Source organism: Nonomuraea sp. NPDC049378, assembly GCF_055586745.1.
Genome location: NZ_JBVJHP010000034.1, coordinates 1 through 25,760 on the forward strand (window position 1 = coordinate 1; position 25,760 = coordinate 25,760).

The window sequence follows — 25,760 nt, forward strand, 5'->3', positions numbered from 1 at the left end:
TCGACAACCCTTCTACCAGGGGCTCTTCTACTTGTCGATCAAGCTCTTCCGCGCAGCATGCCCGCGACCTGCGGCTTCAGGTTGGAAAACACTCACTGGGCGATGAACGGAACGGGTTTGACGCACATGACGGCGTCGCCGGCCTGGATGATCGCCAGGACGACAACCGGCCAAACCGGATCGGGTAATGCTGACATGTTTTTCCTCGGTCGTTGAATGGTTCACGCGTTTCCATACTATACCGTATGGTATGGGCGCTGGCGTTGACGCGGGCCTGATCGCCGGAAGGCCGCTCGCGCGGCCTGCCCCGATCCGGCTCCATGACCTGATGAAGTGGCCCAGGTGTGACACGCGCGGGTCTCACGGCCAGCGAGAATTCATGGCTCCAGGCGGCTCAATGCAGGCCAGGAGGAGAAATAGACCTGGCCGTTCTCCCGGAACACCTTCTCGAACGAGGGGTTCCCGATGGTCTGTTCCTCAAGCTCGTCGCCCTCCTCCAGCGAGCGCACGTCGCACAACCCGGGCAACACCGCCGCCACACCCGGGCTGGATAGCGTCCGACGCAGAGAAGAGCCACGCGTAGCAAGGGAGGAAACACCATGTCCATCGACACGGTTCAGGTGGCCGATCCAACCGCGTTCGCCGAGTTCACGACGTCCGAGGCGCCTGCTCTGGACACAAGATCGCAGGACCCGGCGAACATCGCTCTCATGGACGAGTTCGACCTCGACATCCTCGTGTCGTCGATGCCCGGCGAGATCAGGGACGGCGAGTGCGACAGGTGGTCGAACTGCGTGTGCATCACCGTTTGCGCCACCCACCCATGGAGCTGCGCCTGAGCATGCGGGCTTGCGGACGGGCAACGGTCGGCCCCGAGCGGCCTGTCTCCGGGGACGAGGCCGGTTTCCCGTAGTCGGCTCACCACCGCCGAGCCGTCGACGACCGGGGATCGAATCGGATCTCGACGGCTCGGCGGTCCGGCGCTGCCGCGCACACCCTTTGTCATGAGGATGCAGATGCTGATCGCTTATATCGGCTTTGGTTGCCGTATATTGCTCGCCTTGGTTTTCGTCGCCGCTGCCGGGAGCAAGGTGCGCGGGCGGCGGGGTTTCATCGAATTCCGTGCCACCGTAAGTGCGTTCGGCGTGAAAGCGCGCTGGAGTTCCGCCGTCGCCGGTGCGGTGATCGCGTGCGAGTTGGCCGCGGCGGCACTGATGCCGGTCGGCGTCACCGCGCCCGCGGGATTGGGCATCGGGGCCGCGCTGCTGATCGTCTTCTCGCTGGTGATCGCATCAGCCCTGCGGCGTGGCACGTCGACGAGCTGCCGGTGCTTCGGCACGTCGACGCAGCCGCTCGGGGCGCGGCATCTCGTACGCAACGCGATTCTCCTCATGACCGCCGGCGTGGGCCTGGCGGGAACCGTGCTGACCGGCCACATGGGGAGCGCCGGGTTCGACACGGCGGCCTTGATCGTCTCCGGGTTCGCGGCCGTCGTCGCGGCGGCACTGGTCATCGCGTACGACGACCTCGTGGCCCTGGTTCTACCCCGCTGAAGGAGGAGCGTGTCGATGGATGGTGTGACGGCCGCCGCGATCGTCGTCGTCGGTGTGTTGGGCGGGCTCAACCTGCTGCTGGTGCTCCTTGCGCTGCACCGGCTGCGCGAGTACACAGCCAAATGGGCTCGGGCGGGTCTCGACCAGCTCTTGGAGCGTAATTCCCTGCCCCGGGCCGGAGACCGCGTCGCCGATTTCACCGCGACCGCGACCGATGGCGAGACGGTGTCCCTGCGCGGCCTGAAGGGCCCGCTTCTCGCCGCGTTCTTCTCCACGGGGTGTTCCTCCTGCCGCAAGGCGCTGCCCCGCTTCGTCGACCACGCCAAGGCACTGCCGGGTGGACGGAAGCAGATCCTGGTGGTGGTCGCCGGATCCGCCGAGCAGGGCGCGGACCTCGTCGGCGCCGTGCGCGAGGTCGCCCGAGTGGTCGTCGAGCCGCAGACGGGCCCGGTGTCGCAGGCGTTCGGTGTGCGGAACTGGCCCGCCTTCGTCGTGCTCGACCAGGACGGCACGGTCCGGAAGAGCGCGGGCGACCTGCGCGAGGTCACGCCTGCCAGACCGTGACTTTCGCATGTCCGGCCTGCCGTACACGGCTTCGTCCGTGTGCGGCAGGCCGGCACTTCTTCGCGACAGTTCGCCGCCCACGCATTCCATTGCACCATCGGGCTGCCTCAATTCGGCATCACGCTTGATCCGGAGGGACGCGAAATCTGAGGCGGATCCTATGCGCCTATGAGGACCGCCGGCCTTTTACTGATGCCGACAGTTCTCACGGAGAAAAGGAGTCCCTCATGAAGTTCTTCGCACGGTTCCTTGCCGCGACCGCCGTGGCCGGGCTGGCGCTCGTGGGAGCGTCGTACACGAGCGCGGCCAACGCCTCGACCGGGGCCCCTTCGAGCGGCATCTTCGACCACGACTGCTGCAACAACTGACGGGACGGGTCGTGCACCGGGCGCCGCAGCCGCAGCCTCAGTCATCATGGCGAGGCGCGGCGGCGGCGCCCGGTCGCCTACCCGTCGCGCTCGGCCAGGGCCCCTCTCGGAGGGCGGGGCAGGCTGGTGAGCGGCATCGCTCGCCCCGTCGAGCCGCTGCCTTCTCCGGTCGCCAGCTCCGCGCCGTGATCGCGTATCAGGCCGTGGAAGGTGTAGCGGCCCGGGGCCGGCTCCTGCAGCAGGTTCGCCTCCATCAGGCCCTCCAGAACCCGCTCGGCCGCCAGGGTGTCCGCGTCCATGAGGGCGGCGGCCTGGTCGGCGCCGAAACTCTCGCAGGTGTGCGCGCAGAGCAGCCGGTAGGCGCGCTGCAGGCGCTCGGGGAGGCTCCGGTACGACATGTCGATGGCGACGGCGACGCTGCGCTCTCCGACCGCCAGCTCGGCCAGCCGCCGGCGTGCCGGGGTCAGCCGGGCCAGGAGCCGGACCACGCTCCAGGTGGGATGGGAGCGCAGCCGCGTGGCGGCCAGCCGGATGGCCAGCGGGAGAAGCTCGCACCGCGTCACGGTCTCGGCCAGCGTTCCGGCGGCGGTGCCGGCCACTCGATGCGGTCCGGCGACGCGGGTGAACATCGCGATCGCGTCGGCCGGCGGCGGAACGCCGAGCGTCAGCGTGCGCGTTCCGTCCAGACCTGTCAGGCGTCTTCTGCTGGTGACCAGGACACGGCAGCTCGCGCTGCCCGGCAGGAGCGGCCGGATCTGTGCTTCGCCGGCCGCGTCGTCGAGCACGAGCAGGACCTTCCGGTCTGCCAGCAGGCCGCGATACAGAGCCGCCCGGTCCTCCACGTGGGGCGGGATGCGGTCCGCGGGCACGTTGAGGGTGCGGAGCAGGCGATGAAGCGCGTCCTCCGGCGGCACCGGAGCGCAGCCGGGCGTGTGGCCGTGCAGGTCGATGAAGAGCTGGCCGTCGGGAAAAAGGGCGGCCACCTGGTGGGCGTGGTGGACGACGAGCGTCGTCTTGCCCACGCCGGCCATCCCGTCGACCACGATCGCCGTCGCCGGCTCCGCCTGCACCAGAGCGGCCAGCGAGGCGAGGTCGCGCTCGCGGCCGACGAAGTCCACCGTGGCCGGTGGGAGCCGTCGCGCTGACGCGGCGCAGAGCGATGCGACCCCGGCAGGGCGATCCGGTGGATCGCCCGTCGCCGAGGGACCGGCGACGACAGGAGCACGCGGGTGATCGGCGGGCGGTTCCGCGTGGGCGTTCGGGTGATCGGCGAGCTGTTCCGCGTACAACCGCTGGATGGCGGGATGGGGATCCACGCCGAGATCGTGCGCCAGCCGCGTCCGGAGCTCCTCGTACCGATCGAGAACCTCCGCCCGCCTGCCGTCCTGGCCGAGCGCCTGAAGCAGGCGCAGCCACAACGACTCGCGCAGGGGATGCCGGCTGGTCAGCCTCCTCAGGTCCGCGGTGAAGCGGCTCTTCCGCCCCCCGACGAGGTCCAGGTCGACGCGCCGCTCCAGCGCCGCCAGGTGCCGCTCGGTCAGGTGTGGCGCCTCGCTCTCCCGCAACCAGGGGGAATCCACGTCCTCGAACGGCTCGCTCCGCCACAGGGCCAGGGCCTCGTCGAGGAGCTCACGTTCGGCATCGGGGTCCCGAGCCTGCGCGGCCCGGTCGAGAATACGCAGGAAGCGCAGCGCGTCGACGTCATCCGCGTCGGCACGCAGCAGCAACCCTCCCGGGCGCGTTTCGATCAACCGATCGCCCATGGCGCTCCGCAGCCGTGCGGCGTAGTTCTGCAGGCTCCGTCGCGAGTCGGCCGGGAACCGGTCGCACCACACCATCTCGGCCAGTCGTTCCACCGAGACGACCCGGCCCGCCGACAGCGCCAGGGCCACCAGCAGCGTGCGCAGCTTGCCGGCTGTCAGCCGGACCGGCCGCCCTTCGACCGTGACGGACAAGGGACCAAGGATTCCGACCGTCAACCTCGGCAATGTCGTCCCCCCATGCGGTTCCTCACCGAGGAACGGCGTCACTTGGCTCGTCCTGGTACCCGGCCGCCTGCAACCGGAACAGCCGGGCGTAGAGACCGCCGGTCGCGATCAGCTCGTGGTGGCCGCCCTCTTCGACGACGCGTCCCCCGTCGATGACGGCGATGCGGTCCGCGGCGGCGCGAACGGTGGAGAACCGGTGCGCGATCAGCAGCGTGGTGGACCGGGCGGCGGCATTCGCCAGGCGGGCGAAGAGCTCCGCCTCGGCGGCGGCGTCGATGGCGGCGGCCGGCTCGTCCAGAACGTTGATCGCAGCCGCCCTGAAGAAGGTCCGGGCCAGCGCCACCTTCTGCCATTGCCCGCCGGACAGCTCCCGTCCCCCCTCGAACCAGCGGCCCAGCGTGGTGTCGAGACCGCTCGGCAACGGGTCGAGAAAGGACAGAGCGCCCGCGCGCTCCGCCGCCCGCCTGACACCGGGCCGGTCCGACATGCTCTCCACCCGGCCGAAGCCGATGTTCTCCCGGGCCGGCGCCTCGTACTCCATGAAGTCCTGAAACATCACGCTGACGTGCTCCCGAAGGTCGTCCAGGCCGTACGCGGCGAGCGGCACGTCGTCGACCAGGATGACGCCCTCGGTCGGCTCGTAGAACCGGGTCAGCAGCTTGACGATCGTGCTCTTGCCGGCGCCGTTGGCGCCGACCAGCGCCACGCACCGGCCGGCGGGCAGGAAGAGGTTGAGCCGGTCCAGAACCGGCGTGTCCGTGCCCGGATAGGTGAACGACACGTCGCGGAACTCGATCCCCTTGCGCAGCGACCCCGGGAAGGGCGTCACGGCGGGCCGCCGCTGCGGCACCGGCAGGTCCAGGAACTCGAACAGGTTGCACAGGTACAGGGAGTCGTCGTAGAGCTTCGCGACACCTTCGAAGAAGGCGCGCATCGAGGTCTGGATGAGGACGACCGAGGTGACGTAGCCGGCGAACTGCCCCGCCTGACCGGTGCGCACCGCATCCTGCACCATGAGAAGGAGCGCCAGGCCGACGGCGACGGCCCCGCACATCGCGAGCAGCGCGCAGGCGACCGCGTGGCGCCCTTCGAGCCGCCGGTCGACGTCGTAGAACCCGTCCACGACGGCCGCATAGCGCCGGCGGAACAGCGGGCCGAGCCCGAACAGGCGGATCTCCTTGTACGCCTTGTCGTTCGTGAGCAGGTACTCCAGGTAGAACAGTCGGCGCTGATCGGCGGAGCGCGCGAACTCCACCCGCCAGCGCGCCCTGTGGTGGACGACCTGCGCGATCGCCAGGGGCGCCGGCGAGACGAGCATGAGCGCGGCGGCGAGCGGAGACCAGGACAGCAGCAGCGCTGCCACAGAACCGATCGTGACCACGCTCGACACCGTCGCGAGCAGGCCGGCGAAGACCTGGTGGGGGCGGCTGCGCGCGCCGGCCTTGGCGCGCTCCAGCGAGTCGTACACCGCGGCGTCCTCGAAGTGGCGCAGCTCCAGCGTCAGCACCTTGGCCAGGACCCGGTCGATGACCGCGTTGCCCAGCCGCTGCCGCAGCAGCGTCTCGTTGTAGCGTTGCCCGACCGCGAACAGGAACGTCAACGTCGACGCGGTCGCGAGCGCCAGCACGGCGACGGTGGCCCCTCCGGTCCAGGCCCCGGAGCCGCCGCGGGCCTCCTCCACGAGGAGCTGCAGCGACCAGCTCAGGATCGCCACGCTGGCGGCCGGCAGCAGCGCACCGGCCACGGCGAGCAGCGCGGCTGCCAGCACCCTGCCCGGCGCCAGCGTGACCATCAGCCGCATCGTGCGCAGCAGGACCGTCAGGCGGTTCACCGTCGGGCTCCGGCCGTGGCGGCGGGGCGGTTGCGGATCGCGCGCCGGCTGAGCGACCACAGCGCCCGGCTCAGCCGCTCCTGGTCGCGGTCGATCCCGGCCAGCCGGATCGACTGGATGTGCGCGAGGCTCTCGATGACGTTGCGCTCGTCGCCGGTCAGCAGCCCGCGGGAGGCGAGATCGCGGACCCGCCGGCCCGCCTCGGCCAGCGGCCGCCGCTGCCGGGCGAACACCGGTTCCAGGGCGGCCCGATACTCCGGGGCGCGACGGTCCGGGCGGAGCTCTCCCGGCGTGAGGATCTCGCAGAGCAGGGGACGCACGTCACGGAAGCGCTTGCGGGCCGCGTCGGTCATCCACGCCGCCACGCCGTCGCCGTCGAGTGGCGGCAGGCCGCCGTCCCAGGCCAGGTACAGCTCGTGGAGCGCGGCCACGCGCACGACGTCCGGGTCGAACCGGCCGGTGCGCAGCAGGTGGAGAAGTTCGACCGCGGCCCGGCTGTTGGCCCAGAAGGCGGTCTCCACCGAGTCGATCGCATGCCCGCCGCCGTACCGCTCCACCTCGCGGTCGTAGCTGCAGAACGCGAGGTCGGTGGCCTGGCCGGCGTGTACGAGGCCGCGGGCCCAGGCCGCGCACCGCGACATCACCTCCGCGGCCGGCTCCTGGCCGCGGGCGTGGAAGCGCAGCCGCAGGTGAGGCAGGGGGTCGGCGTACCGGATGAAGAACCAGCGGTCCACCAGGCGGCCGAACCGGTCATCGGCCAGCAGCTCCCGCAGCGGCCCTGCGACGATCGCGTCGTGCAGCTCCGCGGCGGCGTACAGCTTCAGGTGGGTCCACTCGTCGCCGGCCAGCCAGCGGCGGGTCGTGGCGGGCGGCGCGGAGGTCCGGGCGGCGGCCGGCTCCGGCATCCGGGTACGGTCGCGCAACACCAGCGGCACCGCGAGCTCGGCGTGGTAGGGGCGCCCGGCACGATCGCGGAGCCACAGATCGCCAGGTCCCGGCAGCGCCTCGTGCAGGCGGACGGACGCGCCGGACCGGGCCGGCAGCCGGGTCACGTGGCGGTGCAACCTGTCCACCCAGGTCGGGTGCTCCAGGTCGAGCAGGAGCCGGTTGTCCAGTTCGACCAGATAGACGTACCGGGGGACCATCCACTGACGCCGCCAGGTGCGGCAGGCCCGGAAGAAGTCGTCCGGGTCCTGGCACGCCGGGAAGGTCGCCGCGGTGATCGTCCACTGGGCCGGCTGCACCACCACGTTGCCGCGGACCAGGCGCGGCAGGAAAGGGGCGTCGGCCGCGGCGCCCCAGTCGAACCGGCACGTCGGGGTGTAGCCGTCCTCCGAGAACTCCAGCAGGGCACGGCAGACGTTGGGCGCCCGCGTGGCGGTCAGGGCGTGGGTCTGGCCGACCGAGAGGGGGCGGCCCAGCGAGACGGATCGGAGGTGGAATCGGTCCGCGTCGGCGCCGAGGACGATGTCGGCCAGCGGAATCTGCCGCACGGGCGGCCCTGTGGCGGCCGCGTTCACGCACACTTCGTAGTCGCGCGTGGGCGGGTGGCCGGCCACGTTCCCGCCCCGGTGCCTGACCCCGTAGTTGAGCTCGGCGAAGACCGTGTCCGGGCGCAGCGCCTCCTCCAGGCGCTGCTGAGTGCGGATGCGGGTCACGGTGGCCTCGTCGAAAAGGTCGAAGAACCGGCCGAAGGCCTGCCAGCCGCCGAAGACGCCGATCGTGTTGAGCACCATCCGCCACCGGCCGTCCCGTACCGCCTCGGGCGAGTCGGCGGCCAGCGCGAAGAACAGGTCGAGGGAGGTACGCGGCCGGCTGTGCTCCGCGTCCGGGCGCCAGACGGTGAGCCGCTCGATCAGCTCGTCGTCGAGGTCGACCGCCGGCCGGCCCGCCCTGGCGGCGTGCAACGCCAGCTCGACCAGCGTCCGGTCACGTTCCGGGTGCGTCTGCCCGGCCTGCCGCGGCCATGGATGCCGCCGGGCGGGCCGGGTGTACGAGTCGGGCGGGCCGAGCCCGGTCTCCGGGCTGAGCACGTCGAGCAGCGGCACCTCCGCGTCGACGCCATAGTGCTCCAGGAACGCCTCGTGGTAGCCGGCGATGTGCGGGCGCCGCTGCCGCACGCAGCCGAGCCTCATCAGCAGCTCGGCCGCCTCCGCCGCGGTCGCGGCGACGTCCGCGGGCAGGGTCGCGGGCTCCAGCGCGAGCGCGGCGTCGATCTGGAAGGCCGGGCCGGTGAAGTCCGGCGCCATCGCCCGCTGGTGCGCCTCCAGCCGCGCCAGGCCTGCCGCGTCGCCGCCGCGCGGGCCCCGGTCCACGTCGTCGGCCAGCTGCCGCAGGCGGGTCAGGCCGTCGATGACGCCGGTAGGGACGTCCTGGTCGATCAGTCGCTTGGCCAGATGCACCTCGGGCAGCGGCTCGGTCGGCGAGGGCAGCAGGTCGGGGAGGAGGACGCCCAGGTCCCAGAGCCGGTCGAGCAGGGCGCGGATCTTCTCGGGTGACGTGCTCGGGAAGCGGTGGGCCAGCGCGGCCGCGAGCTCGCCGTAGGCAGGGTCGTGCCCGGCCAGGTCCAGCACCGCCGCGAAGGCGGGGTTGACGGCCAGCTCGATCCGCTCCGGCTCGTCCATGCCGTCGACCTTGACCAGCACGGCTCTGTCCCCGACGCGCCGCAGCAGCGCGTTGACCCGTACCCGCAGCTTGTCGCGGACCTTCGGGTCGCGCCCGATCCGCTCCACCAGATGGGCCAGCCACGCGCTGTCGGCCCGGGTGCGCGTGGCCCGCACCGGGTCGCGGTCCAGCGTCGCGATCCCCTCCCCGCCGGCCGCGGGCTCGCTCAGGAACGCGCCGGGCGCGACTCCGGCGAACAGCCCCAGCGGGGTGGGGCGGGTCGACATCCGGATGAGGTAGCGGAGCAGCGCGGCGTGCGCACGGTCGGCGGCCCGGTCCCGCGGGACGTTCTCGTCGAGTCCGGGCAGCGCGGCGGCCAGGCTCGGGCTGGCGACCTGAATCGCCTGGCGGACCCGCGGCGAGGCGGCCAGCGTGCGAAGGATCCCGCGGCCCTCGGCTCGGGCGGCGGCCAGCGTCTCCGCAGTGCCGGCAGGCGCCGGCACGGCCGCGTTCGCGCCCAGATTGACGAAGGTGTCGGCGGGCAGGACGGGCGCTCGGAGCACGAACAGATCCGATGCCGCGTACAGGCCGGTGCCGTACGCCCGCGCGGCCGCGACGGGACCGCTGCCAGGCTGCGCCATTCGACTTTCCTCCCGGTCTTGGGTGCTTGGTCAGTTGACGAGAACGGCCCGGGCCCAGAAGGGGGGCACGGGCGTGGCGACGGACAACAGCGTCAGCGCGACCCCGGCGGCGCCCTCCAGCAACCCGGGGTCGTCGACCCAGGTGCCGTCGGGGTTGAGAGCCGACGGAGATCCCGGCTCCGCGGCCTGCACCGGCCGGTGGTCCCGGACGAGCAGGGGGTGATTTGGGTCGCAGCGGCCGAGCAGCCGGTCGACCAGCCGTTCCAGCGCCGGGCCGGCCGCCACGCTGCCGGTCTGGGTGGCGAACTTGCGGCAGATCAGCACCACCCCGGCGTCGCCATGGCACAGCCCGGGGTAGTTCAGCGCCGCGGCCGGCAGGTCCTCCATCTGGCGCAGCGCGGCCTCGAAGCCCTCCACGGCGACGGCCCGCATCGTGTCGTCCCCGAGCGCGTCGGCGGCGTCGAGCAGCGCCGAGGCGATGCCGGGAGCGCCGTAGCAATAGGAGGGCCGGGTCGGGCGGCCGCTGTCCGGCGCGACCTCGCCCGCCTCGTCGAACGGCAGGACCCGCGGCCAGGTGCGGCCCCAGTCCTCGTGCCGCGACGCCGCGACGAGCAGGTCGCCGAGGGCGCGGATCGCTTCGCCGAGCCCGGGGGCACGGTGCCCGGCCAGCCAGGCCCGGCTGAGCGCCGCCAGGGGTCCGGGGATGCCGTGGGCGAGGCCGAGGTTCACGAAGCCGTACGGGTTGAGCCGGACCTCCTCTTTCCAGCGGTCGTAGTGCTTCCTGGCGATGAACCAGGGTTTCCATGGCGCGGTGCGCAGCGAGCCGCCGTCGCGCTCGCGAGGGCCGGTGGTGTCGCAGCGGGCGATGAGGCGTTCGACGATGCCGGTGGCGACCCGCAGCGCCGTGGGATCGCCAAGATGGGGGACCAGCTGGCCGAGGATTCCGGCCGGCCCGGTCACCACGTCGTAGTGCGGGTAGAAGAAGTCGTGGTCGTCGGCCAGGTCCGGCTGGTCGACCTGCTCGGCGAGCCGGGTGTGCAAGCCGCTCAGCGTCCGGGCGTAGCGGCCGTCCGGGTCGCATCCGGCTACGGCGAGCGCCATGCCGGCGGTCCCGTCCGACAGGCCGGAGACCACCAGGGGCCTGTCCCGGGTGGCGGCGGCGGCCAGCTTCAACCAGCGGTGGGCCTGGGCCCACCAGTGTTCGGAGGAGCCGGGGCAGGCTCGCGCCGCGTACGCGAAGGCGAGCGCGCTGCCGGCGGCGCCCGCGTACAGTGACGCTCCAGGCTCCCAGACCGGCCGGCCCATCGTCCGCGACGCGTCCTTCGCCACCTCGGTGACGAGCGTCTCGTCGGACAGGCGGTGCAGGATCGCCGTTGCCACGGCAGTGGCCTTCGAGGTCGTCGCCGGAGGAAGAAGGCGGGCATCAGGCATGCCGAAGATCTCCAAAGGTGTTCGGGCCGGGCCGTGAAGAGCCGGCGCACGCGGGAACGGCGATCATGAGGGGGTGGGTGGCCGGCGTGCGGACGGTCACCGCCGCGGGACGGCCGCCACGTCGACGCAGTCCTGGAGCAGCGCCTGGTGAAGTTCCGTGGTCTGCCGGTCGGGTTCGAGCCCGTAGTCGGCGGCCAGCCGGAAACGCAGGCGCTGGAAGACGTCGAGCGCGTCCAGCCGCCGCCCCGTATGGTGGAGCGCCGTCATGAGGTGGCGGTGCAGCGACTCGCGATGGGGATGTGCCGCGGTCAGCCCGACCAGGTCGGGCACCACCTCGGCAGGACGGCCGAGGCTGAGCCGGGTCGCGATGAGCGACTCCTGCGCGGCCACGTACGCCTCGTCGAGCCGGACCGCGTACGCCTCGATGGCAGGGCTGCGGGGCACGCAGTCGAAAGCCGGCCCGCGCCACAGGTTGAGCGCCCGGGTCAGCTCGCCGACCGCCCTCTCGGACGCGCCGGCGTGGAGGGCGACGCGCGCGGTGTCGACCGACCTCTCGAACTCCAGGACGTCGAGCCAGTCCGCGGGCAGGACCATCCGGTAGCCCGAACCGATGGTCACCAGCCGGTCGGCGAAGGGCCCGAGCGCCCGGCGCAGCCGCCAGACGTAGCCCTGAACGGTCTTCCTGGCCGTGCTCGGAGCCAGGCCCGGCCACAGCTCGTCGATGAGCATGCCGACGTTCACGGTCCGGTTCAGGTTTGCCAGCAGGATCGCCAGGACGGTCCGATGCTTGGCGGCGGCTATCTCGGTACAGCCTCCCTCCCGCCAGATGGCCAGCGTTCCGAGCACGCCGAACCGCAGTGCTCCCAGCGTGTTGGAGCGTCGCGATGACGGGTCAGGGAACATCGCATGATTCACATGGACATCGTCGAGCGAGCCCGGCAGACCTTCCAGGGCCTCCGTAGGACATTGACCGGACATCCCGTCAAGCCTCGCCGAAGCCTGGACTCCACGGACGCCGACAGACGGCCCTGCTGAAGAGCACAGCTCACGGGCGCTCGCGGAGCGGGCCCACCCAGGTGGTCAGTGCGGCGCGTAGAGCGTTCGCGTCGTCGGGCTCCTCCGTCGCCCAGCAGAAATAGCCGTCGGGGCGGACGAGAGCGGTGGTACGGCGCTCGCCGTTCCAGTGAGCTTGGACCACGTGGCGGGGAAGGGGCACGTCCGCGTTCCGGCCGGGGGGCGTGATCAGCACGAAGTTGCCGCCGCGTTGCAGATAGTTCAGGCGCCCCTCCGCGAGTTGGACGTCAGGGGCGCGTTTCCCGGTCAGCGCGTGTGCACCCCGGGGGGCTTGGTAGGAGATGCCGATGCCGGAGATCATGGCGGCGGCCCTGTCGGCCAGCGGGCGCACGTTGCTGAGCACGGTTCCCGCGGTGGCGCGCAGCAGCCGGGCGGTGGTCCCGTGGAGCAGTGCGGCGCGGACGAGGAGCCCGCTCATCCGCAGGACGATCTTGCCGACGGCGTGCCGTTCGGTCTGGTAGGTGTCCAGGAGGTGGTCGTCTGCTCCGTCGCGGAGTACGGCCACGAGTTTCCAGCTGAGGTTGGCGGCGTCCTGCAGACCGGTGTTCATGCCCATGGCGCCTGCCGGCGAGTGCACATGCGCGGCGTCACCGGCCAGGAAGACGCGGCCGACGCGGTACGCGGGGGCCTGCCGTTCGTCGCTGTGGAAGCGCGACTTCCAACGGACGTCGGTGATGCCGTAGTCGGTGCCGAAGTTGAGTCGCAGCAGTTCCTTGATCTCTTCGACATCGAGTGGTGCGTCGTCGGGTAGCTGGTGGTGCCGGTTCCAGCCGGTCAACCGGTAGGCGTCATCGCCCATCTCGGTGAGCAGCGCGAATCCGTCCGGCACCGCGTTGACCGTGAACGGCCGATCCGGTCCGCGGCCGAGCTTGAGGTCGGCAAGGATCAACGAGCTGAGAATGGACTTGCCGGGGAAGGGCAGGCCGACCGCTGACCGGATGGTGCTGTGCACCCCGTCGGTCCCGACCAGGTAGGAAGCGTGGTACATGGTCGACGGCCCGTCCGGATTCGCGTCCTTGCCCGCGACCGCGCGGGCCGTGACGCCGTTCGCGTCCTGGTCGACGCCGACGACCTTGGTGTTGTGGACGAAGGTGACCCCGGCTTCGCGGGCCCGCCGTTCCAGCACGCGTTCCACTTCGTATTGAGGGAGGAACAGGACGAACGGGTAGCGGCTGGGCAGCCGGGAGGGGTTGAGTTCACCCCGTTCGAACAGCGCCAGCCGGTCGATGGGGTGTCCCAGTTTGACCACCTCGTCCGCGATCCCGCGAGCGTCGAACTGCTCCAGAACACGGGCGTGCACGACCAGGGCACGGGACAGGTTGCTGAGCTTGTGCGGGCGAGCCTCGACCACGGTCACCGACAGGCCTGCTTCGGCGAGGTCCCCGGCGAGCAGCAGCCCTGTGGGGCCGGCTCCCACGACCAGTACGTCTGTGGTGGGGTGCGCGCCGTTGTGGTTGGAGCTGTCGACCATGACGGCCTCCTCGGATGTAAGGCCAGCCCGTCGGTCAACTTCCGCCGGAATAAGCGTCTACTCAACGTGCGCTGGCGATCAATGGTTGCTTGACGCATTCAGATATCTTGGAGCGCGCTTCCGAGGCAGAATGCCGTCGCGCCGCGACTACAGCACCTTCGGACAGCAAGACGGCCTCGGGCCCTTGGACATTGACGCTGACGGGAACCGGACGCATCTTCGCGGCCGATATATCGATGGGTCTCGCCGTGCGGCACGTAGCCGCCAGAGAATCATTTGTATGCTAGGCAACCCCTCAGGGCGTGACCAGTGAGTTGCGGCCAGGGTCCCCACTCATCCGGCCAGCGTGATTCCGCGGCGGCGCCGAGCGGTGGCAGGCGCGGGCAACTACCTCAGCTGCTCGGCGAGCCAGTCGTAGGCCATGGCCGAGGTGTAGGGGATGTTGCTGATGCCGCAGTGAGTGTCCGCGCCGTCCACGGCGGGAAGGGTCGCGAAGTACTTGGGGGAGCGTAGCGCGTGGTGGAAGCGGCGGGCCTGATCCGTCGCGATGTCCGTCTCTCCTTCGGCGACGAGGCTCAGCGTGGGGCAGATGATCTGTTCTTCCAGGCCGTCCAGGGTGAAGGCCCGGGCGCGAGCGGCGAACTCCTCCAGGTTGCTCACGCCGTGGTTCCACATGAAGTAGTTCTCGATCATGGCCCGTCCGGCCCAGCCGGCCTCATCGAGTTGCTCCGCCACCCCGGTGGCCGCGCGCTCGGCACCGCCCATGATCACGCCGAGCGGCGCACGCATCGGGGAGTTGGCCACCAGCGCTCTGATGCGGTGGTCGTGCGCTGCCGCCCGGGGAGCCAGGTAGCCGCCATAGCTCACTCCGTACAGGCCGACTCGCTCGCCGTCCACGTCCGGCCGGCCGACGGCATAATCCACGACCGCGCCGAGTGGCACCTCGTAGTCCGGGCGGAACGCGAGGCGGGGATGGCGCAGCTGCAGCCCGCGCTGCCCGGGGCCGTGAAAGACGATGACGTTCAGCCCGCGTGCCAGCGCGTCGGGAATGCCGCCCAGCAGATACATCTCCTCTCCGGAACCGTCCACTCCGCCGCACAGCACCACTGTCGGCCGCGGGCGCCCGTTGTCAGCGACCGTGAAAACGTGGCCGGGCAGCGTGACGCCGTCCTCGTAGGGAATCTCGACCTTCTCGACCGGGTGGGGCATGAGCTCCGCCGCGGCGTCGAACTGCGCGAGGCTCTCCTCGTAGAGCTTCCGCCGTTCCTCCGGCCGGCTCGCCGGGAAGAAGAACTCCGCCGCGCGCAGGTAGGTCGACGCCCTCAGGTGCGCGGCTCGCGCGGTCACCCGCCGGCCGGCGGCCACCGCCTCCTCCGCCTGCGCGGCGATCCGCCGGCCCAGGTCGGCCCACGTCTCGATGTAGGCGTCGCGGTCGCCGACGCGAGCCCGCATCGCGCTCGCGACGTTCATGACCTCCCCCGCGGAGGCCGCGCCGTACGGCGCACCGGAGAGGACGCGCAGATAGTGGACGTCCAGCCCGATGTCATCGCTGAACCGCAGCCGGTTGAAGTGCTGAGCCATCTGAGATCGCCCTCGCTTCCTTGATTGACGTCTCGCAGACGGCCCAACCGTAGATACGCCGTAGAGTGGCGCTCAATCAACAGGAACGGCCCACTGGCGCGTATGCAACAGCGAGGACAAGGTGTCGCAGAAACCGGAGCAGGCCGGAGACCTGCGGGTGGTGCGGACCCGCGCACATCTGCGCGCCGCGCTGGTGCGGTTGGCCGGTGAGCGCGGCTACGTCGCCGTCACCGTCGGCGACATCGCCGGCCTGGCGATGGTGAACCGCGCGACCTTCTACCGTCATTACGAGGACAAGGAGGACCTTGCGGTCGACGTCCTCGCGAAGGCGATCGAGGAGGTCGGGAAGTCCACGCCCGTGCACCCGGGCTGGGCGGGCGGAAACCAACTCGCCGAGCTGGACTCGAGGATCGCGGGCGCGGAGAGGCTGTTCGAGCACTTCGCCGAACACCGCAGGATGTATCAACCGCTGCTCGGCTATCCGCGAAACCGCAGGTTCATGATCAGAGCGCGTGAATTGCTGGGCGGGGGGATCGCGGAGCGGATCGATACCGCCGAGCCCGACCCGGATCAGGCCCGCATGCCCATGACGCTCATTCCGGTGTTCGCCGCAGAACTCTTCCTGGGCATGATCGCGTGGTGGCTGGATCGGAGCCTGCCTTACTCGCCGCGCCAGATGGCAGACTGGTCCATCCGCTTCCTCTTTTACGGATACTTCGGCGCACTCGGCCTCGATCATCGCCTGCCCGATGACAAGGCCACCTGATCCCAAGCTCCTCCCGGGCCAGAACCGAGGGCCTGATCCCGCGGCCGACGGCATCCGGGAATCTGCGTGCACTGCCGCAACCCCAGGCGCACCCGGCGCTGGCTAGGGAGCGGGAGCGTGCTTCAGCTCGCCGTGCCGCCGAAACCAGGCGAGGGTCTCCGCCAAGCCCTCCACGAGGTGCGAACCTTCCATGACGCCCGTGGCTGCCAGCTTGCTCACATCGAGCGTCAGTTCCGCGTCGCGGAAGGGGAAGTAGTCACGCGCACGGATCGAAGTATCCGTGACCATCACCAACCGAGGCACGATTTCCGCCACACGCGCCAATATGTGCAGATATTCGAGAAACGAGTAGGTGGAGCGCTCTCCCACGTTGTACACATCAGGCACGAGCCATCCCTCGCAAGCAGTGACGACAATGCGCGCCAGTGCCCTGGCGTCGATGAACTGGATGCGGGTGCCACCGTCGCCTGGAACGAGGACCGGCCGGCCGGAGAGCATACGGGCCCAGAGAAACTGCTCCCGCTGCTCGGCGTTGTGAGGCCCGTAGACATAAGGAGGGCGAAGGATCGTGAGGGAACCGGAGGGAAACGCGTCGCGCAGCAATGTCTCGCAGGCGGCTTTCGCTTCTCCGTAGCCGTCCCAGATCGCGTCGCCGTCCGCCCTGTCGTTCTCTGCGAAAGGAGGATCGGCGGACAGCCGATTGTAGACCGCGGCCGAGCTGATATAGACGTAGCGCACGCTCTCCCTCCGCGGCAGCGCGCGTATGATATTCGAGATGTGCGCAGGCTCGGTCCCCGAGACATCGACGACGGCATCGTAGCGGGCGGCGGTGAGTGCTCGGCACATCTGCCCGGCGTCGTTCCGGTCGGCGACCAGCTGCGTCAACCTGCGGTCCCACAGCGGCCGAGTCGCCCGGTTGAGCACGGACACCTCGTGATCATGCAGCAGGGCGTCAACGATGGCACGGCCGACGAACCGGGTGCCACCCAAGACCAGAATTCTCATGTCCGCTGATTTCTCCGTCGTCGCGGGCTGGATTGTTCCAGGATTCCAACCTAGAGCCTCAGATATGCATGTGCCACACGGGGCGCCTCGCGCATAGCGTCACGTCCGATTCTGCTCGTAAGTTGTCCGAATCGACGGAGTCGGCGAGCAGGCACTCCCTGAGAGCATGACCGGGTAAATGAGAACGACGCTCTCGGAGTGACGATGACCATTGAAGTCTTTGGTGACGCGGATGATCCCCAGGGCGATGTCGAGGCGATCATCGCCCTGGTCGCCGCGGTCCAGGAAGCGCAGCAGAACGAGCGGGTCGAGGATTTTCTCAGCCTGTTCAGCAAGGAGGACCCGGTGTGGACGACCGGTCACGGCAAACGGCTGTCGGGCTGGGACACCATCCACGACTTCACCGCGCAAGTGCTGCCGGGGGCGATGAAGCACGGCACCGCGACCTACACGCCGGTGCGGGTCCTCTTCATCCGCCCGGACGTCGCCGCGGTCAACGTCCATCAGGTGCCCGTCGACCGGGACGGCGAGCCCACAGGCGATCCCGAAGGCCGCCCCTTCTACATCCTGGCCAGGACGGCAGGGCTGTGGAAGATCGCCGCCGCCCAGAACACGCAGGTCTACCAGGGCCTTGGCTGAGCGTATGACCTCGGGTGCCACGTCGTATGGTGCCCGAAGCGCCGCCGCCCGGTCCTTGGCGGGCGGGTGAAGACCGGGCCTGGAGGAGCTGATCCGCGCCGAGGCCGATGAGCGCGGCCGGCGGATCGTGGCGCGCCGGCCTCGCCGACGCTCTGGCTTCACGGACGCCGACGACAGGTGGCCCTGACGAGGGTTCGCTTATGTGCGCGGCCCCAGGAACAGGCCGCCGCTGGCGTCGATGACCTGACCGGTGATCCAGCGGGCGGCGTCGGAGGCGAGGAACGCGACCACGTCGGCGACGTCGTCGGCGCCGCCGAGGCGGTCGAGCGCCGTCGATCCGGCGATGAATTCGGCCAGGCCCGGCGCTTCGAAGAAGGAGGCGTTGGCGGGAGTCCGGGTGGCGCCGGGGGCGACCGCGTTCACCGTGATCCCCCGGACCCCGAGCTCGTTGGCCAGGGTCAGGCTCATCGTCTCGATGGCGCCCTTGGTCATGGCGAAGGACGTCTGGGTGGGGTTGGCCATGCGGGTCGCGACGGACGAGATCGTGATGATCCGGCCGCCGTCGCGCAGCAGAGGCAGCGCTCGCTGGATGATGAAGTAGGGTGCGCGCACGTTCACCGCGAAGAGGTGGTCGAACCCGGCCCGGGTCGTGGCTCCGAGCGGGCCGGCGGGCTGAGCCGCCGCGTTGTTGACGACGATGTCGAGCGGCCGCCCGGCCAGGCCCGCCTCGATGCCCGCGAAGAGCTTCTCGACGTCGCCGTCCACACCCAGCTGTGACCGGACGGCGAAGGCGGTCCCGCCGCCGCGCTCGATCTCGCCGACCGTCGCCGTCGCGCCGTCCTCGTCCGTGCCGAAGTGCACGACGACCGTCGCTCCCCTGCTCGCCAGCCGGGTCGCGATCGCCCGCCCGATGCCGCGCGACGCTCCGGTCACCAGGGCCGCCCTGCCCGTCAGATCGTTCATTGCACCACTCTTTCTGTTAGACGCTACCAACATGGTAGTCACTATCAGTCTGGTAGTGTCTAACACATGCCTGACCAGCAATCAACCCTGCGAGCGCGACGACGAGCACAGACGCAGCGCGCGATCCAGGCGCACGCGATACGGCTGTTCAGCGAGCGCGGATACGACGCCACGACCATGAACGACGTCGCCGAGGCGGCCGGCGTGTCGCCCATGACCGTCTACCGGCACTTCCCCACCAAGGAAGACCTCGTGCTGGTCGACCAGTTCGGTGAGCTCATCGCCGAGCGGATCGTCGCCTCGTCCGCCGGGCAGCCTCTGGTCCGCCGCATCGGCGGCGCGCTCGTCGACGCGGCAGCGGCGCTGAGCGGCGACGACGTGACGGCGGACCGGGAGTTCGTGCTCGTCCGCCTCCAGCTCATGATCTCGACGCCCGCGCTGCGGGCCAAGCACCTGGACAACCAGTACGCCCTCCAGCAGGCCATCATCAGCGCCCTGGGGGACGAAGCCACCGATCCCGACACGGCGTTCCAGGCTCAGGCGGCGGCCAGTGCCTGCCTGGCCGCCCTGCACACGGCGCTGGTGCGCTGGGCCGCGGACGACGGGCGGACCGATCTGCCCCGCCTGATCGGCAGGGCGCTCGCCGCGGTCTTCGGCGACGACGTCGTCGAGCCCGCACGAACGCCCGGCCCGCCCGAGGGCTGATCACCCCCGACCAGCAGATCAGGGACCTGAGGAGCGGTTTCGTCGCCCTCCCTCCGCCGGGCGTCGCGGCCTCGGCGGCGCGAGCACGCGCCAGAGACCCAGTACGGCCAGCAGGGACGCCGCGCCCGCCGCGCCGACGACCAGGCGGGGCGCCGACACCTCGGCCAACGCCCCGCCGCCGGCCGCGAACAGCCCCTGCAGCGTCATGGTCCCCGTCAGCGCCAGCCCGAAGGCCTGGCCTCGGTTCGCCTCCGGCACCGCGTTCAGGAAGCGCCGGGCCAGCCCCAGCTGGTACGCGACCCCGAACCCGGACACGGCGAGCAGCAGCGCCGCGGTGACCGGCCCGGGCGAGAGCACGAACCCGAGCAGCGGCGCGCCGAGCAGCAACGCCAGCGGCCCGGCCAGCCGTTCCCTTCGTTCCGGGGTGACCAGCCGGCCGATCGCGAGGTCGCCGGTGAGCATGCCGAGCGCCACGGCGGTGAACAGCAGCCCGGCCGAGTCCGGCATGCCGACCTGGACGGCGTACGGGACGAGCACGCCCTCGGCGCCGACCATGAGCGCGGGCGGCAACCACTGGGCCAGCAGGAGCGAGCGGACCGCCGGCCGGCGCAGCAGGTCGCGATTGACGCGCCAGGTCTCGCGTACCGCGTACCCCGCGGCTGTGCCGCGGCGCGGCCGCCCGGCCAGCCGCAGGCGCAGCAGCGCGGCGGACAGCAGGCAGCTCGCCACGGTGATCCAGAGCGCGCCGTACGGGCCGAGCGCCGCGATCAGCATCCCGCCCACGGCGAAGCCGAGCACCTGCGTGCCGCCGGCGGCCATGGAGAACACGGCCCGGCCGAGCACGTACCGGTCGCCGTCGAGCAGTTCCGGCAGCAGCGCGCTGCGCGCCGCGGAGACGACCGCGCTGGGGATGCCGGTGACGAACACCAGCACCAGCATCGCGGTGGGGGAGAGCACCCCCGCGGCGAGCACGGCGGCGACCGCGGCGCGGACCAGGTCGTACCCGACCATCACGGCCCGCGGCGGCCACCGGTCGGCGTACGCCAGCAGCAGCGTGCCGCCGAGGGCGTAGGGCAGGAAGCCGGCGACGTAGGCCAGCGCGGCCAGGAGGGGCGAGCCGGTGCCGGCGTAGACGGTCACGGAGAGCGCGAGCATCTTCACCGTCTCGCCGCAGAGGAAGAGCGTGTAGCCGGTGAACAGCACGCGGAACTGGCCCACCGCGAACACCTCGCGGTAGGTGGCGGCCCGCGCCGGTGCGGCCTGGCGTGTCGTCATGCGGGCCAGTCTCGGGGCGGTGCGGGCGGCGGCGTTAAGCTTTCGCGTGGAGGCGAAAGGTGCTTGCCGTCGAAGTCGGGCCGGTCGACGTGGCCCACACCCGCTACGCCATCTCGCCGCTGGGCGAAGCGATGAACGCGCTGCGGGTCGCGGCGGGCAAGCAGCCGGCGGGGCCGCTGCGGCCATGGGCGGAGCGCATCGCGCCGCGGTACGAGCGGCTGCTCCGCGAGACGCCCGCGGTCAGGGCGCTCACAACGCTGTTCCGGCCCGGCGGCTACAACGCCGACTTCATCCAACCTCCGCCTTCGGGCCCCGGCGCCGACTTCGCCGGCGAACTCGCCAGGGTGCGGGCGACCCCGCCGCGCCAGGTTCGCGCGGAGATCGCCCGCAACCTGGCCGGGCTGCGCACGCCGCCGCGCCACGTCCAGCAGATCCTGGCCGCCCCGGACGTGCTCACCCGGCTTTCTGACGCGATCGAGGCGACCTGGCACGCGCTGGTCGAGCCCGACTGGCCGCGGCTGCGGACAGTGCTGGAGCGCGACCTGTTGCTCCGCGCCGGACACCTCGCCATGTACGGCTGGGCCGCGGCGCTGTCCGACCTGGATCCGCGGGTGGGCTGGCGCGCCGACGGTGCCGACGGCGTGATCGAGGTGCGCACCGGCCCCCGGAACACGTGGGAGCGGCACCGGCTGGGCGGCAAGGGGCTGCTGCTGATGCCGACCGTCTTCGGCACCCTCATCAGCTACGTCGAGCCGCCCTGGCCGTACGCCCTGGTGTATCCGGCGCGTGGCGTCGCGAACCTGCTCGGGCCGCCGCCCCCGCAGAGCGGTGCGGCGGCGCTGGCGCGGCTGGTCGGCCCGCACCGCGCGCAGGTGCTGCGGGCGCTCGCGGCGCCGGCGACGACCACGCAGCTGGTCCGCCAGCTGGGTCTCAGCCTGGGCGCGGTCGGCGGCCACCTGGCCGTGCTGCGCGAATCCGGCCTGGTCACGCGGACGCGGACCGGCCGATCCGTGCACTACGAGCGCACCTCCCTGGGCGAGAGCCTGGCCGGTGAAGGCACGTGACCGCAGCCGCCGGGCGGGCGGCCGCGGTCACGCCGGTCAGCGGAGGTCGAACGCGCGCAGCGTGGTCTGCTTGACGCGGTTGCCCGCCGCGTCCCACGCCTCCACCTTCAGGCTCACCGCGCCCTTGGTGGCGCGGTAGGCCGGGTACTTCGCCCGGGCGGTGTAGACGCCGTCCCGGCCCCGCTTGAGGTCGGCGGGCTGCCAGGTGGCGCCGTCGTCGGTGCTGGTCCACAGCCGCACGCCCGCGATCGCCGGCATCTTCGCCGCCGACGGCCCGTGGTAGGCCTCCAGCTCGAACGTGTGCCTGCGCCCGGCCGCGACCGTGTTCGCGGAGGACAGGCTGCCACCGAGGTCGTAGCTGACGTAGACCGCGGGGGTGGTGCGGCACTGCTCGACCGGCCCGTCGATGAACCAGGCGTAGCAGTTGACGCCCGGCCTCACCTGGTCCCTGGCCGGCGGGGCGGTGAACGTCCACTCGATGTCATGCAGCGCGTTCTTGGCCGTCAGCCGGTAGACGCCCTGCTCCTCGGGCAGCTGGTAGCGCGGCAGCTTGTCGAACCACTCCACGGGCGTGTTCGGGATCTCCTTGCCGTCGCGGTAGAGGTGCAGGTCGTACTGGGGCGCCAGGTCGCCGAACGCGGTGCCGTCGTCGCGCCGCTCCCCGACCCCGTTGACCATGGACGGAGTCACCCACAGGTTGCCGTCGTGCACGCAGATCGCGCACGGCACCCCGATCACGAGCTGCTCGAGCGGGGTCGCGTCCGGGTCGCCGCCGAGCGCGTACAGCTTGCCGGAGGCCGTCGAGGCGCCCGGCGTGCTCGGGGTGGCGAACCACTTCTGCCGGGTGTGTCCCGGCCGGTCGAAGACGTCGTGGCGGTAGCGGGTCTCCTGGACCTCGGCGCCGGGCTCGGACGAGACGAGCGCGGCCATGCCCGCGACGCTCACGATCTCGGGATCGAGCGGCCAGACCCACTGCGACCTGCGCTCCGGCGTCGGGGACGACCAGTGCAGCATGTTGGTGCCGGTGCCCGTGTAGCTGATGTCGTCGGTCTTCCAGGTGCTGCGCCAGTTCATGTACTTCGTGTACGGGCCGGCGTGCACGTCGAAGTCGACCCGGTGGAGCTGGCGCTCGGTCACCTTGTAACGCATCGACGCCGGGATGCGCCCGTCGGCGTACGGCTTGAACACGTAGGAGTACGGCGTGTTCGGCGTGCCCTCGGCCCGTACGGTCACCTCGCCCCGGCCGGCGGCCTCGCGGATCTTCGTGCCCTCGGCGTGGGAGACGTAGGCGACGGGGATGTTGACCGGCAGGTACGGGCCGCTGAACGGCTTCTGCGAGATGGGCAGCGGGATCGGGCAGACGGAAGCCCTCTCGTTGAAGGCCAGGATGCCGGCGGCGCCCGCGTCCCTGATGGGGCCCACGCGCTCGACCTGCAGGCCGCACGCCGTTCCGAAGAGTCCTTCCGCTGGCTCGGCGTCGATCAGGACGAGCGCGCCGCGCAGGTCCTTGCCCGCGAGGTCCTCGGGGCGGCCCTTGCCGGCGTCGACCACCCGCAGGTTCTTGACGCCGTCGAACGGGACGTACCCGGGATGCAGCTCGCCCGAGTCGATCATGTGGACGCGGGAGACCGGGTGCAGGGTCGTGCGCTTCGACCCGCGGCCGGATGCGCGCATGGTCATGGTGACCTCGGGGACGCCCAGCTCCCACTGGCCGGTGAAGCGGAAGGCTCCCTTGGTGACCTTCTCGGTGGGCAGCGCCCACACCTTCTCCCACCCGCCGAGCGGGCGGTTCGACAGCAGCGTGCCGCCGAAGACCTTGCCGTTGGCCAGCGTGCGCTGGAAGAAGAGCTCGTAGGTGTTGTTCAGCGGCTGCGCGGTCTTCGGCGCGCTGAAGCTGATCTCGGTGGCCTTGCGGGCGTCGATGGTGATCTCGGTGTCGCCGGTGACGGTCAGCTCGGGCTCGAACAGCCAGGCCCGGTTGGCGCGGTCGTCGCCGTCCACCCAGTCGAGCACCTGCAGCAGGCTGACGGTGCCGGCGGGGACCCGGGTGACGATCACGCCGACGTCGTCGACGCGGTGGGGGCCGAGCTCTCCCTTGCCGCCTTCGACGTCCAGGACGCTCATGGCCGTCGGGGTGCGCGGCTTGCCGTCCCGGTCGAGGGTGCGGACGGTCAGGTCGTACTTGGGAACGTCCCGCACCGCGCCGAGCGGCGTGGTGAGCCGCACGCCGTCGGCCTCGGCCGTCACGGCGCCGCTGTAGGTGCCGATGGGGAGCTCGGCCGGGTCGAGGGTGACGGTGGTGCCGGCGGTGCCGCCGGCGGGGACGGTCAGCGTCGCGTCGGCGAGCGCCGGCTTCGCGCCGCCGCTCATCGCCGCCTCCAGCGTGAGCGTGACGGGCTGGTCGCCCAGGTTGCGGTAGGAGATCTGGCCGGTCTTCGGCGCGCTGCCGCCCTCCAGCAGGCCGAAGTCCACGCCGCCGCTGCCGGCGAACACCTGCTGGCGGGTGGCGCGGTCCAGGTCGACCCGGCCGGCGCCCTGCTCGTAGACGGTGAAGCCGTCGTCCTTGGCGGTGGACATCAGGGCGGCCTTGAGCTGCTGCGCCGTCCAGTCCGGGTGCCGCTGCGCCATGATCGCGACGGCGCCGGCGACGTGCGGCGTGGCCATGGAGGTGCCGGAGGAGCCGGTGTAGTGCTCGTCCACCGGGGCGCCCATGGAGGTGCCGGCGGCCCGCGCGGCCACGATGTCCACGCCGGGCGCGGCGATGTCGGGCTTGAGGCCGCCGCCGGGGCGCGGTCCGCGGCTGGAGAATCCGGCGAGCTGGTCCTGCTTGTCCACGGCGCCAACGGTCAGCGCGGCGTCGGCCGCGCCCGGCGTGCTGATCGTCTCGGCCTCGTACAGGTTGCCCGCGGCGATCACGAACAGCGTGCCGGTCTCCGCGGTCAGGTCGTTCACGGCCTGGCTGAGCGGGTCGGTGCCGTCGCTGGGCGAGCCGCCGAGGCTCATGCTGACGGCCTTGGCGCCGCTGCGCGCGGCCCACTCCATGCCCTCGATGATCCACGACTCCTGCCCGGAGCCGGTGTCGTCGAGCACCTTGCCGACGACGAGCTGCGCGCCGGGGGCGACGCCCTCGCGCTTGCCGCCCGAGGCCGCGCCGGTGCCGGCGATGGTCGAGGCGACGTGCGTGCCGTGCCCGTGCCCGTCCTTGACGGCCTGGTCGGGGACGAACGACCTGCTGTCGGCGATCTTCCCGGCCAGGTCGGGATGGCCGGTGTCCGCGCCGGTGTCCAGAACGGCGATCTTCACGCCGGTCCCGTCCTGGCCGCGCTCCCACGCCTGGGGTGCGCCGATCATCGGGACGCTCACGTCAAGGTCCGCCTTGACCTTGGCGTCCAGCCAGAGTTTGGCGATGCCGCCGCGTAGCGTGCCGGGCGCCTTCGCCAGGCCCTGCCCGGCGCTCTGCCCGCCGCGTACGGCCTCCCAGAACGTGCCCGTCTCCGCCTTGGTGACGTCGAGGGCGGAGGCGTGGATGCTCTCCAGCGTCCGGGTGGGCTCGCTGGCGGGGACGGCGGCGGCCGAGCGCTTGACGGCGGCCTCGGCCTGGTCGTCCGGGTACTGCACGATCACCGGCAGCCGCTTGGCCACGTCGTCGGAGTAGCCGTTCTCGGCCAGGTACCTGACGTCGAACAGCCGTCTGTCCACGAGGCCGGCCTGGACGGCGGCGATCGCGTCGTCCGGCAGCACGAAGACGCCGTCCGGGGTGAACTGGGTGAACAGGTTGACGCGGCGGCCGTCCTGGCGGGTGCCGGGGGCTGCCTCGACGCGGTACTGGCCGGCGGGGGACCGGGTGAGGTGGACCTTGTCGCCGGTGATCAGCGTGACGGCGACCTTCTGGGCGCGCACCCCGGAGAGGGTGACGTCCTTGGTGACCTGCGCGGTGGAGGCGGCGGTGGCGGCCGGCGTCGTGGCGGTCGCCGGTCCGGCGGTCAGCACGCCGGCGAGCGTGGTGAGCGCGGTCAGCAGGACTGCTGTCCGGCGCGCCAGCGGGGGGCGGGGCAGTGCCATGGTGGCCTTTCTGGCGGGGGGAAGGGAGGGGGTCAGACGGGTTGGAAGCCGTCCGGCGGGCGAGGAGGCTCCGGGGGCTCCTCGGGCTCGGAGGGAAGGGAGGGGTCGTCCGGGTCCGGCTGCCCGGGTTCGTCGGTGGTTTCGGACATGCCGAAAGTGTCGTGCAGCCGGATGG

Annotated in this window: 21 protein-coding genes; 9 read left to right on the forward strand and 12 right to left on the reverse strand. The window is 71.4% G+C overall.

What is annotated here, in order from left to right; all coding sequences use genetic code 11:
- Positions 1 to 216 (forward strand): hypothetical protein (locus tag ACZ6SA_RS45070; RefSeq protein ID WP_465835325.1); only part of this gene is annotated, 216 nt, incomplete at its 5' end.
- Positions 217 to 377: 161 nt separating this feature from the next.
- Here the strand turns inward: ACZ6SA_RS45070 and ACZ6SA_RS45075 are convergent.
- Positions 378 to 539, reverse strand: a complete 162-nt coding sequence (locus ACZ6SA_RS45075; protein ID WP_465835327.1) for a hypothetical protein — start codon at positions 537 to 539, stop codon at positions 378 to 380.
- A 60-nt stretch (positions 540 to 599) separates the two neighbouring features.
- Here ACZ6SA_RS45075 and ACZ6SA_RS45080 point away from each other — a divergent pair, with 60 nt between their 5' ends.
- The 4 genes from ACZ6SA_RS45080 (at position 600) to ACZ6SA_RS45095 (ending at position 2,485) form a co-directional block, all read left to right on the forward strand.
- On the forward strand, positions 600 to 839 hold the full coding sequence (locus ACZ6SA_RS45080; RefSeq protein ID WP_347649614.1) for a hypothetical protein: 240 nt from the start codon (positions 600 to 602) through the stop codon (positions 837 to 839).
- Positions 840 to 1,016: 177 nt separating this feature from the next.
- Positions 1,017 to 1,553 (forward strand): MauE/DoxX family redox-associated membrane protein, encoded by a 537-nt coding sequence (locus tag ACZ6SA_RS45085; protein WP_347649613.1) that lies wholly within the window; start codon positions 1,017 to 1,019, stop codon positions 1,551 to 1,553.
- Positions 1,554 to 1,568: 15 nt separating this feature from the next.
- Positions 1,569 to 2,117: a peroxiredoxin family protein gene (locus tag ACZ6SA_RS45090; protein ID WP_347649612.1), complete on the forward strand. Its 549-nt coding sequence runs from the start codon at positions 1,569 to 1,571 to the stop codon at positions 2,115 to 2,117.
- A 227-nt stretch (positions 2,118 to 2,344) separates the two neighbouring features.
- Positions 2,345 to 2,485, forward strand: coding sequence for a hypothetical protein (locus ACZ6SA_RS45095; RefSeq protein WP_347649611.1), 141 nt, complete (start codon positions 2,345 to 2,347; stop codon positions 2,483 to 2,485).
- A gap of 77 nt (positions 2,486 to 2,562) precedes the next feature.
- On the opposite strand, the gene ACZ6SA_RS45100 is transcribed toward ACZ6SA_RS45095, so the two are convergent.
- The 7 genes from ACZ6SA_RS45100 to ACZ6SA_RS45130 all read right to left on the reverse strand — a co-directional run bounded on the left by ACZ6SA_RS45100 (position 2,563) and on the right by ACZ6SA_RS45130 (position 15,106).
- Entirely contained in the window at positions 2,563 to 4,440 is a 1,878-nt protein-coding gene (locus ACZ6SA_RS45100; RefSeq protein WP_465835330.1) for an AfsR/SARP family transcriptional regulator, read from the reverse strand.
- 55 nt (positions 4,441 to 4,495) lie between these two features.
- Positions 4,496 to 6,304: an ABC transporter ATP-binding protein gene (locus tag ACZ6SA_RS45105; RefSeq protein ID WP_465835332.1), complete on the reverse strand. Its 1,809-nt coding sequence runs from the start codon at positions 6,302 to 6,304 to the stop codon at positions 4,496 to 4,498.
- Positions 6,301 to 9,549 carry a lantibiotic dehydratase gene (locus tag ACZ6SA_RS45110; RefSeq protein WP_465835334.1) on the reverse strand — a complete coding sequence of 1,083 codons (3,249 nt, stop codon included), beginning with the start codon at positions 9,547 to 9,549 and terminating at the stop codon, positions 6,301 to 6,303. Before ACZ6SA_RS45110 ends, ACZ6SA_RS45105 begins: the two co-directional genes overlap by 4 nt.
- A gap of 30 nt (positions 9,550 to 9,579) precedes the next feature.
- A complete protein-coding gene (locus ACZ6SA_RS45115; protein WP_347649607.1) occupies positions 9,580 to 10,929 on the reverse strand; it encodes a lanthionine synthetase C family protein in 1,350 nt (449 codons plus the stop codon).
- 147 nt (positions 10,930 to 11,076) lie between these two features.
- Positions 11,077 to 11,895 carry an AfsR/SARP family transcriptional regulator gene (locus tag ACZ6SA_RS45120; RefSeq protein ID WP_347649606.1) on the reverse strand — a complete coding sequence of 273 codons (819 nt, stop codon included), beginning with the start codon at positions 11,893 to 11,895 and terminating at the stop codon, positions 11,077 to 11,079.
- Between the two features lie 130 nt (positions 11,896 to 12,025).
- Positions 12,026 to 13,525: an FAD-dependent monooxygenase gene (locus ACZ6SA_RS45125; RefSeq protein ID WP_465835337.1), complete on the reverse strand. Its 1,500-nt coding sequence runs from the start codon at positions 13,523 to 13,525 to the stop codon at positions 12,026 to 12,028.
- Positions 13,526 to 13,912: 387 nt separating this feature from the next.
- Entirely contained in the window at positions 13,913 to 15,106 is a 1,194-nt protein-coding gene (locus tag ACZ6SA_RS45130; protein WP_465835339.1) for an alpha/beta hydrolase family protein, read from the reverse strand.
- A 121-nt stretch (positions 15,107 to 15,227) separates the two neighbouring features.
- Here ACZ6SA_RS45130 and ACZ6SA_RS45135 point away from each other — a divergent pair, with 121 nt between their 5' ends.
- Positions 15,228 to 15,872 carry a TetR/AcrR family transcriptional regulator gene (locus ACZ6SA_RS45135; protein ID WP_465835341.1) on the forward strand — a complete coding sequence of 215 codons (645 nt, stop codon included), beginning with the start codon at positions 15,228 to 15,230 and terminating at the stop codon, positions 15,870 to 15,872.
- A 102-nt stretch (positions 15,873 to 15,974) separates the two neighbouring features.
- On the opposite strand, the gene ACZ6SA_RS45140 is transcribed toward ACZ6SA_RS45135, so the two are convergent.
- The gene (locus tag ACZ6SA_RS45140; protein ID WP_465835343.1) at positions 15,975 to 16,877 is read right to left on the reverse strand and encodes an NAD-dependent epimerase/dehydratase family protein; all 903 of its coding nucleotides are present in this window, start codon (positions 16,875 to 16,877) and stop codon (positions 15,975 to 15,977) included.
- Between the two features lie 204 nt (positions 16,878 to 17,081).
- Between ACZ6SA_RS45140 and ACZ6SA_RS45145 the strand changes: the two genes are divergently transcribed.
- Positions 17,082 to 17,516 carry an SgcJ/EcaC family oxidoreductase gene (locus ACZ6SA_RS45145; protein WP_347649663.1) on the forward strand — a complete coding sequence of 145 codons (435 nt, stop codon included), beginning with the start codon at positions 17,082 to 17,084 and terminating at the stop codon, positions 17,514 to 17,516.
- Between the two features lie 198 nt (positions 17,517 to 17,714).
- Here ACZ6SA_RS45145 and ACZ6SA_RS45150 read toward each other — a convergent pair whose 3' ends face one another.
- A complete protein-coding gene (locus ACZ6SA_RS45150) occupies positions 17,715 to 18,479 on the reverse strand; it encodes an SDR family NAD(P)-dependent oxidoreductase (RefSeq protein ID WP_347649601.1) in 765 nt (254 codons plus the stop codon).
- Positions 18,480 to 18,545: 66 nt separating this feature from the next.
- On the opposite strand from ACZ6SA_RS45150, the gene ACZ6SA_RS45155 reads away from it, so the two are divergent.
- Positions 18,546 to 19,184: a TetR/AcrR family transcriptional regulator gene (locus ACZ6SA_RS45155; RefSeq protein ID WP_347649600.1), complete on the forward strand. Its 639-nt coding sequence runs from the start codon at positions 18,546 to 18,548 to the stop codon at positions 19,182 to 19,184.
- Between the two features lie 18 nt (positions 19,185 to 19,202).
- Here the strand turns inward: ACZ6SA_RS45155 and ACZ6SA_RS45160 are convergent, their stop codons facing one another.
- Positions 19,203 to 20,459: an MFS transporter gene (locus ACZ6SA_RS45160; RefSeq protein WP_465835345.1), complete on the reverse strand. Its 1,257-nt coding sequence runs from the start codon at positions 20,457 to 20,459 to the stop codon at positions 19,203 to 19,205.
- A 59-nt stretch (positions 20,460 to 20,518) separates the two neighbouring features.
- Between ACZ6SA_RS45160 and ACZ6SA_RS45165 the strand changes: the two genes are divergently transcribed.
- The gene (locus tag ACZ6SA_RS45165) at positions 20,519 to 21,523 is read left to right on the forward strand and encodes an ArsR/SmtB family transcription factor (RefSeq protein WP_465835347.1); all 1,005 of its coding nucleotides are present in this window, start codon (positions 20,519 to 20,521) and stop codon (positions 21,521 to 21,523) included.
- Positions 21,524 to 21,559: 36 nt separating this feature from the next.
- Here the strand turns inward: ACZ6SA_RS45165 and ACZ6SA_RS45170 are convergent, their stop codons facing one another.
- Positions 21,560 to 25,585 carry a S8 family peptidase gene (locus ACZ6SA_RS45170; RefSeq protein ID WP_465835349.1) on the reverse strand — a complete coding sequence of 1,342 codons (4,026 nt, stop codon included), beginning with the start codon at positions 25,583 to 25,585 and terminating at the stop codon, positions 21,560 to 21,562.
- Positions 25,586 to 25,760: the final 175 nt, after the last annotated feature.

Bases quoted from the DNA above. Each gene is read 5' to 3' on its own strand.
- ACZ6SA_RS45080 (WP_347649614.1), top strand. From the start codon at position 600: ATGTCCATCGACACGGTTCAGGTGGCCGATCCAACCGCGTTCGCCGAG.
- ACZ6SA_RS45085 (WP_347649613.1), top strand. From the start codon at position 1,017: ATGCTGATCGCTTATATCGGCTTTGGTTGCCGTATATTGCTCGCCTTG.
- ACZ6SA_RS45090 (WP_347649612.1), top strand. From the start codon at position 1,569: ATGGATGGTGTGACGGCCGCCGCGATCGTCGTCGTCGGTGTGTTGGGC.
- ACZ6SA_RS45095 (WP_347649611.1), top strand. From the start codon at position 2,345: ATGAAGTTCTTCGCACGGTTCCTTGCCGCGACCGCCGTGGCCGGGCTG.
- ACZ6SA_RS45110 (WP_465835334.1), bottom strand. From the start codon at position 9,549: ATGGCGCAGCCTGGCAGCGGTCCCGTCGCGGCCGCGCGGGCGTACGGC.
- ACZ6SA_RS45125 (WP_465835337.1), bottom strand. From the start codon at position 13,525: ATGGTCGACAGCTCCAACCACAACGGCGCGCACCCCACCACAGACGTA.
- ACZ6SA_RS45130 (WP_465835339.1), bottom strand. From the start codon at position 15,106: ATGGCTCAGCACTTCAACCGGCTGCGGTTCAGCGATGACATCGGGCTG.
- ACZ6SA_RS45140 (WP_465835343.1), bottom strand. From the start codon at position 16,877: ATGAGAATTCTGGTCTTGGGTGGCACCCGGTTCGTCGGCCGTGCCATC.
- ACZ6SA_RS45145 (WP_347649663.1), top strand. From the start codon at position 17,082: ATGACCATTGAAGTCTTTGGTGACGCGGATGATCCCCAGGGCGATGTC.
- ACZ6SA_RS45150 (WP_347649601.1), bottom strand. From the start codon at position 18,479: ATGAACGATCTGACGGGCAGGGCGGCCCTGGTGACCGGAGCGTCGCGC.
- ACZ6SA_RS45155 (WP_347649600.1), top strand. From the start codon at position 18,546: ATGCCTGACCAGCAATCAACCCTGCGAGCGCGACGACGAGCACAGACG.
- ACZ6SA_RS45160 (WP_465835345.1), bottom strand. From the start codon at position 20,459: ATGACGACACGCCAGGCCGCACCGGCGCGGGCCGCCACCTACCGCGAG.
- ACZ6SA_RS45170 (WP_465835349.1), bottom strand. From the start codon at position 25,585: ATGGCACTGCCCCGCCCCCCGCTGGCGCGCCGGACAGCAGTCCTGCTG.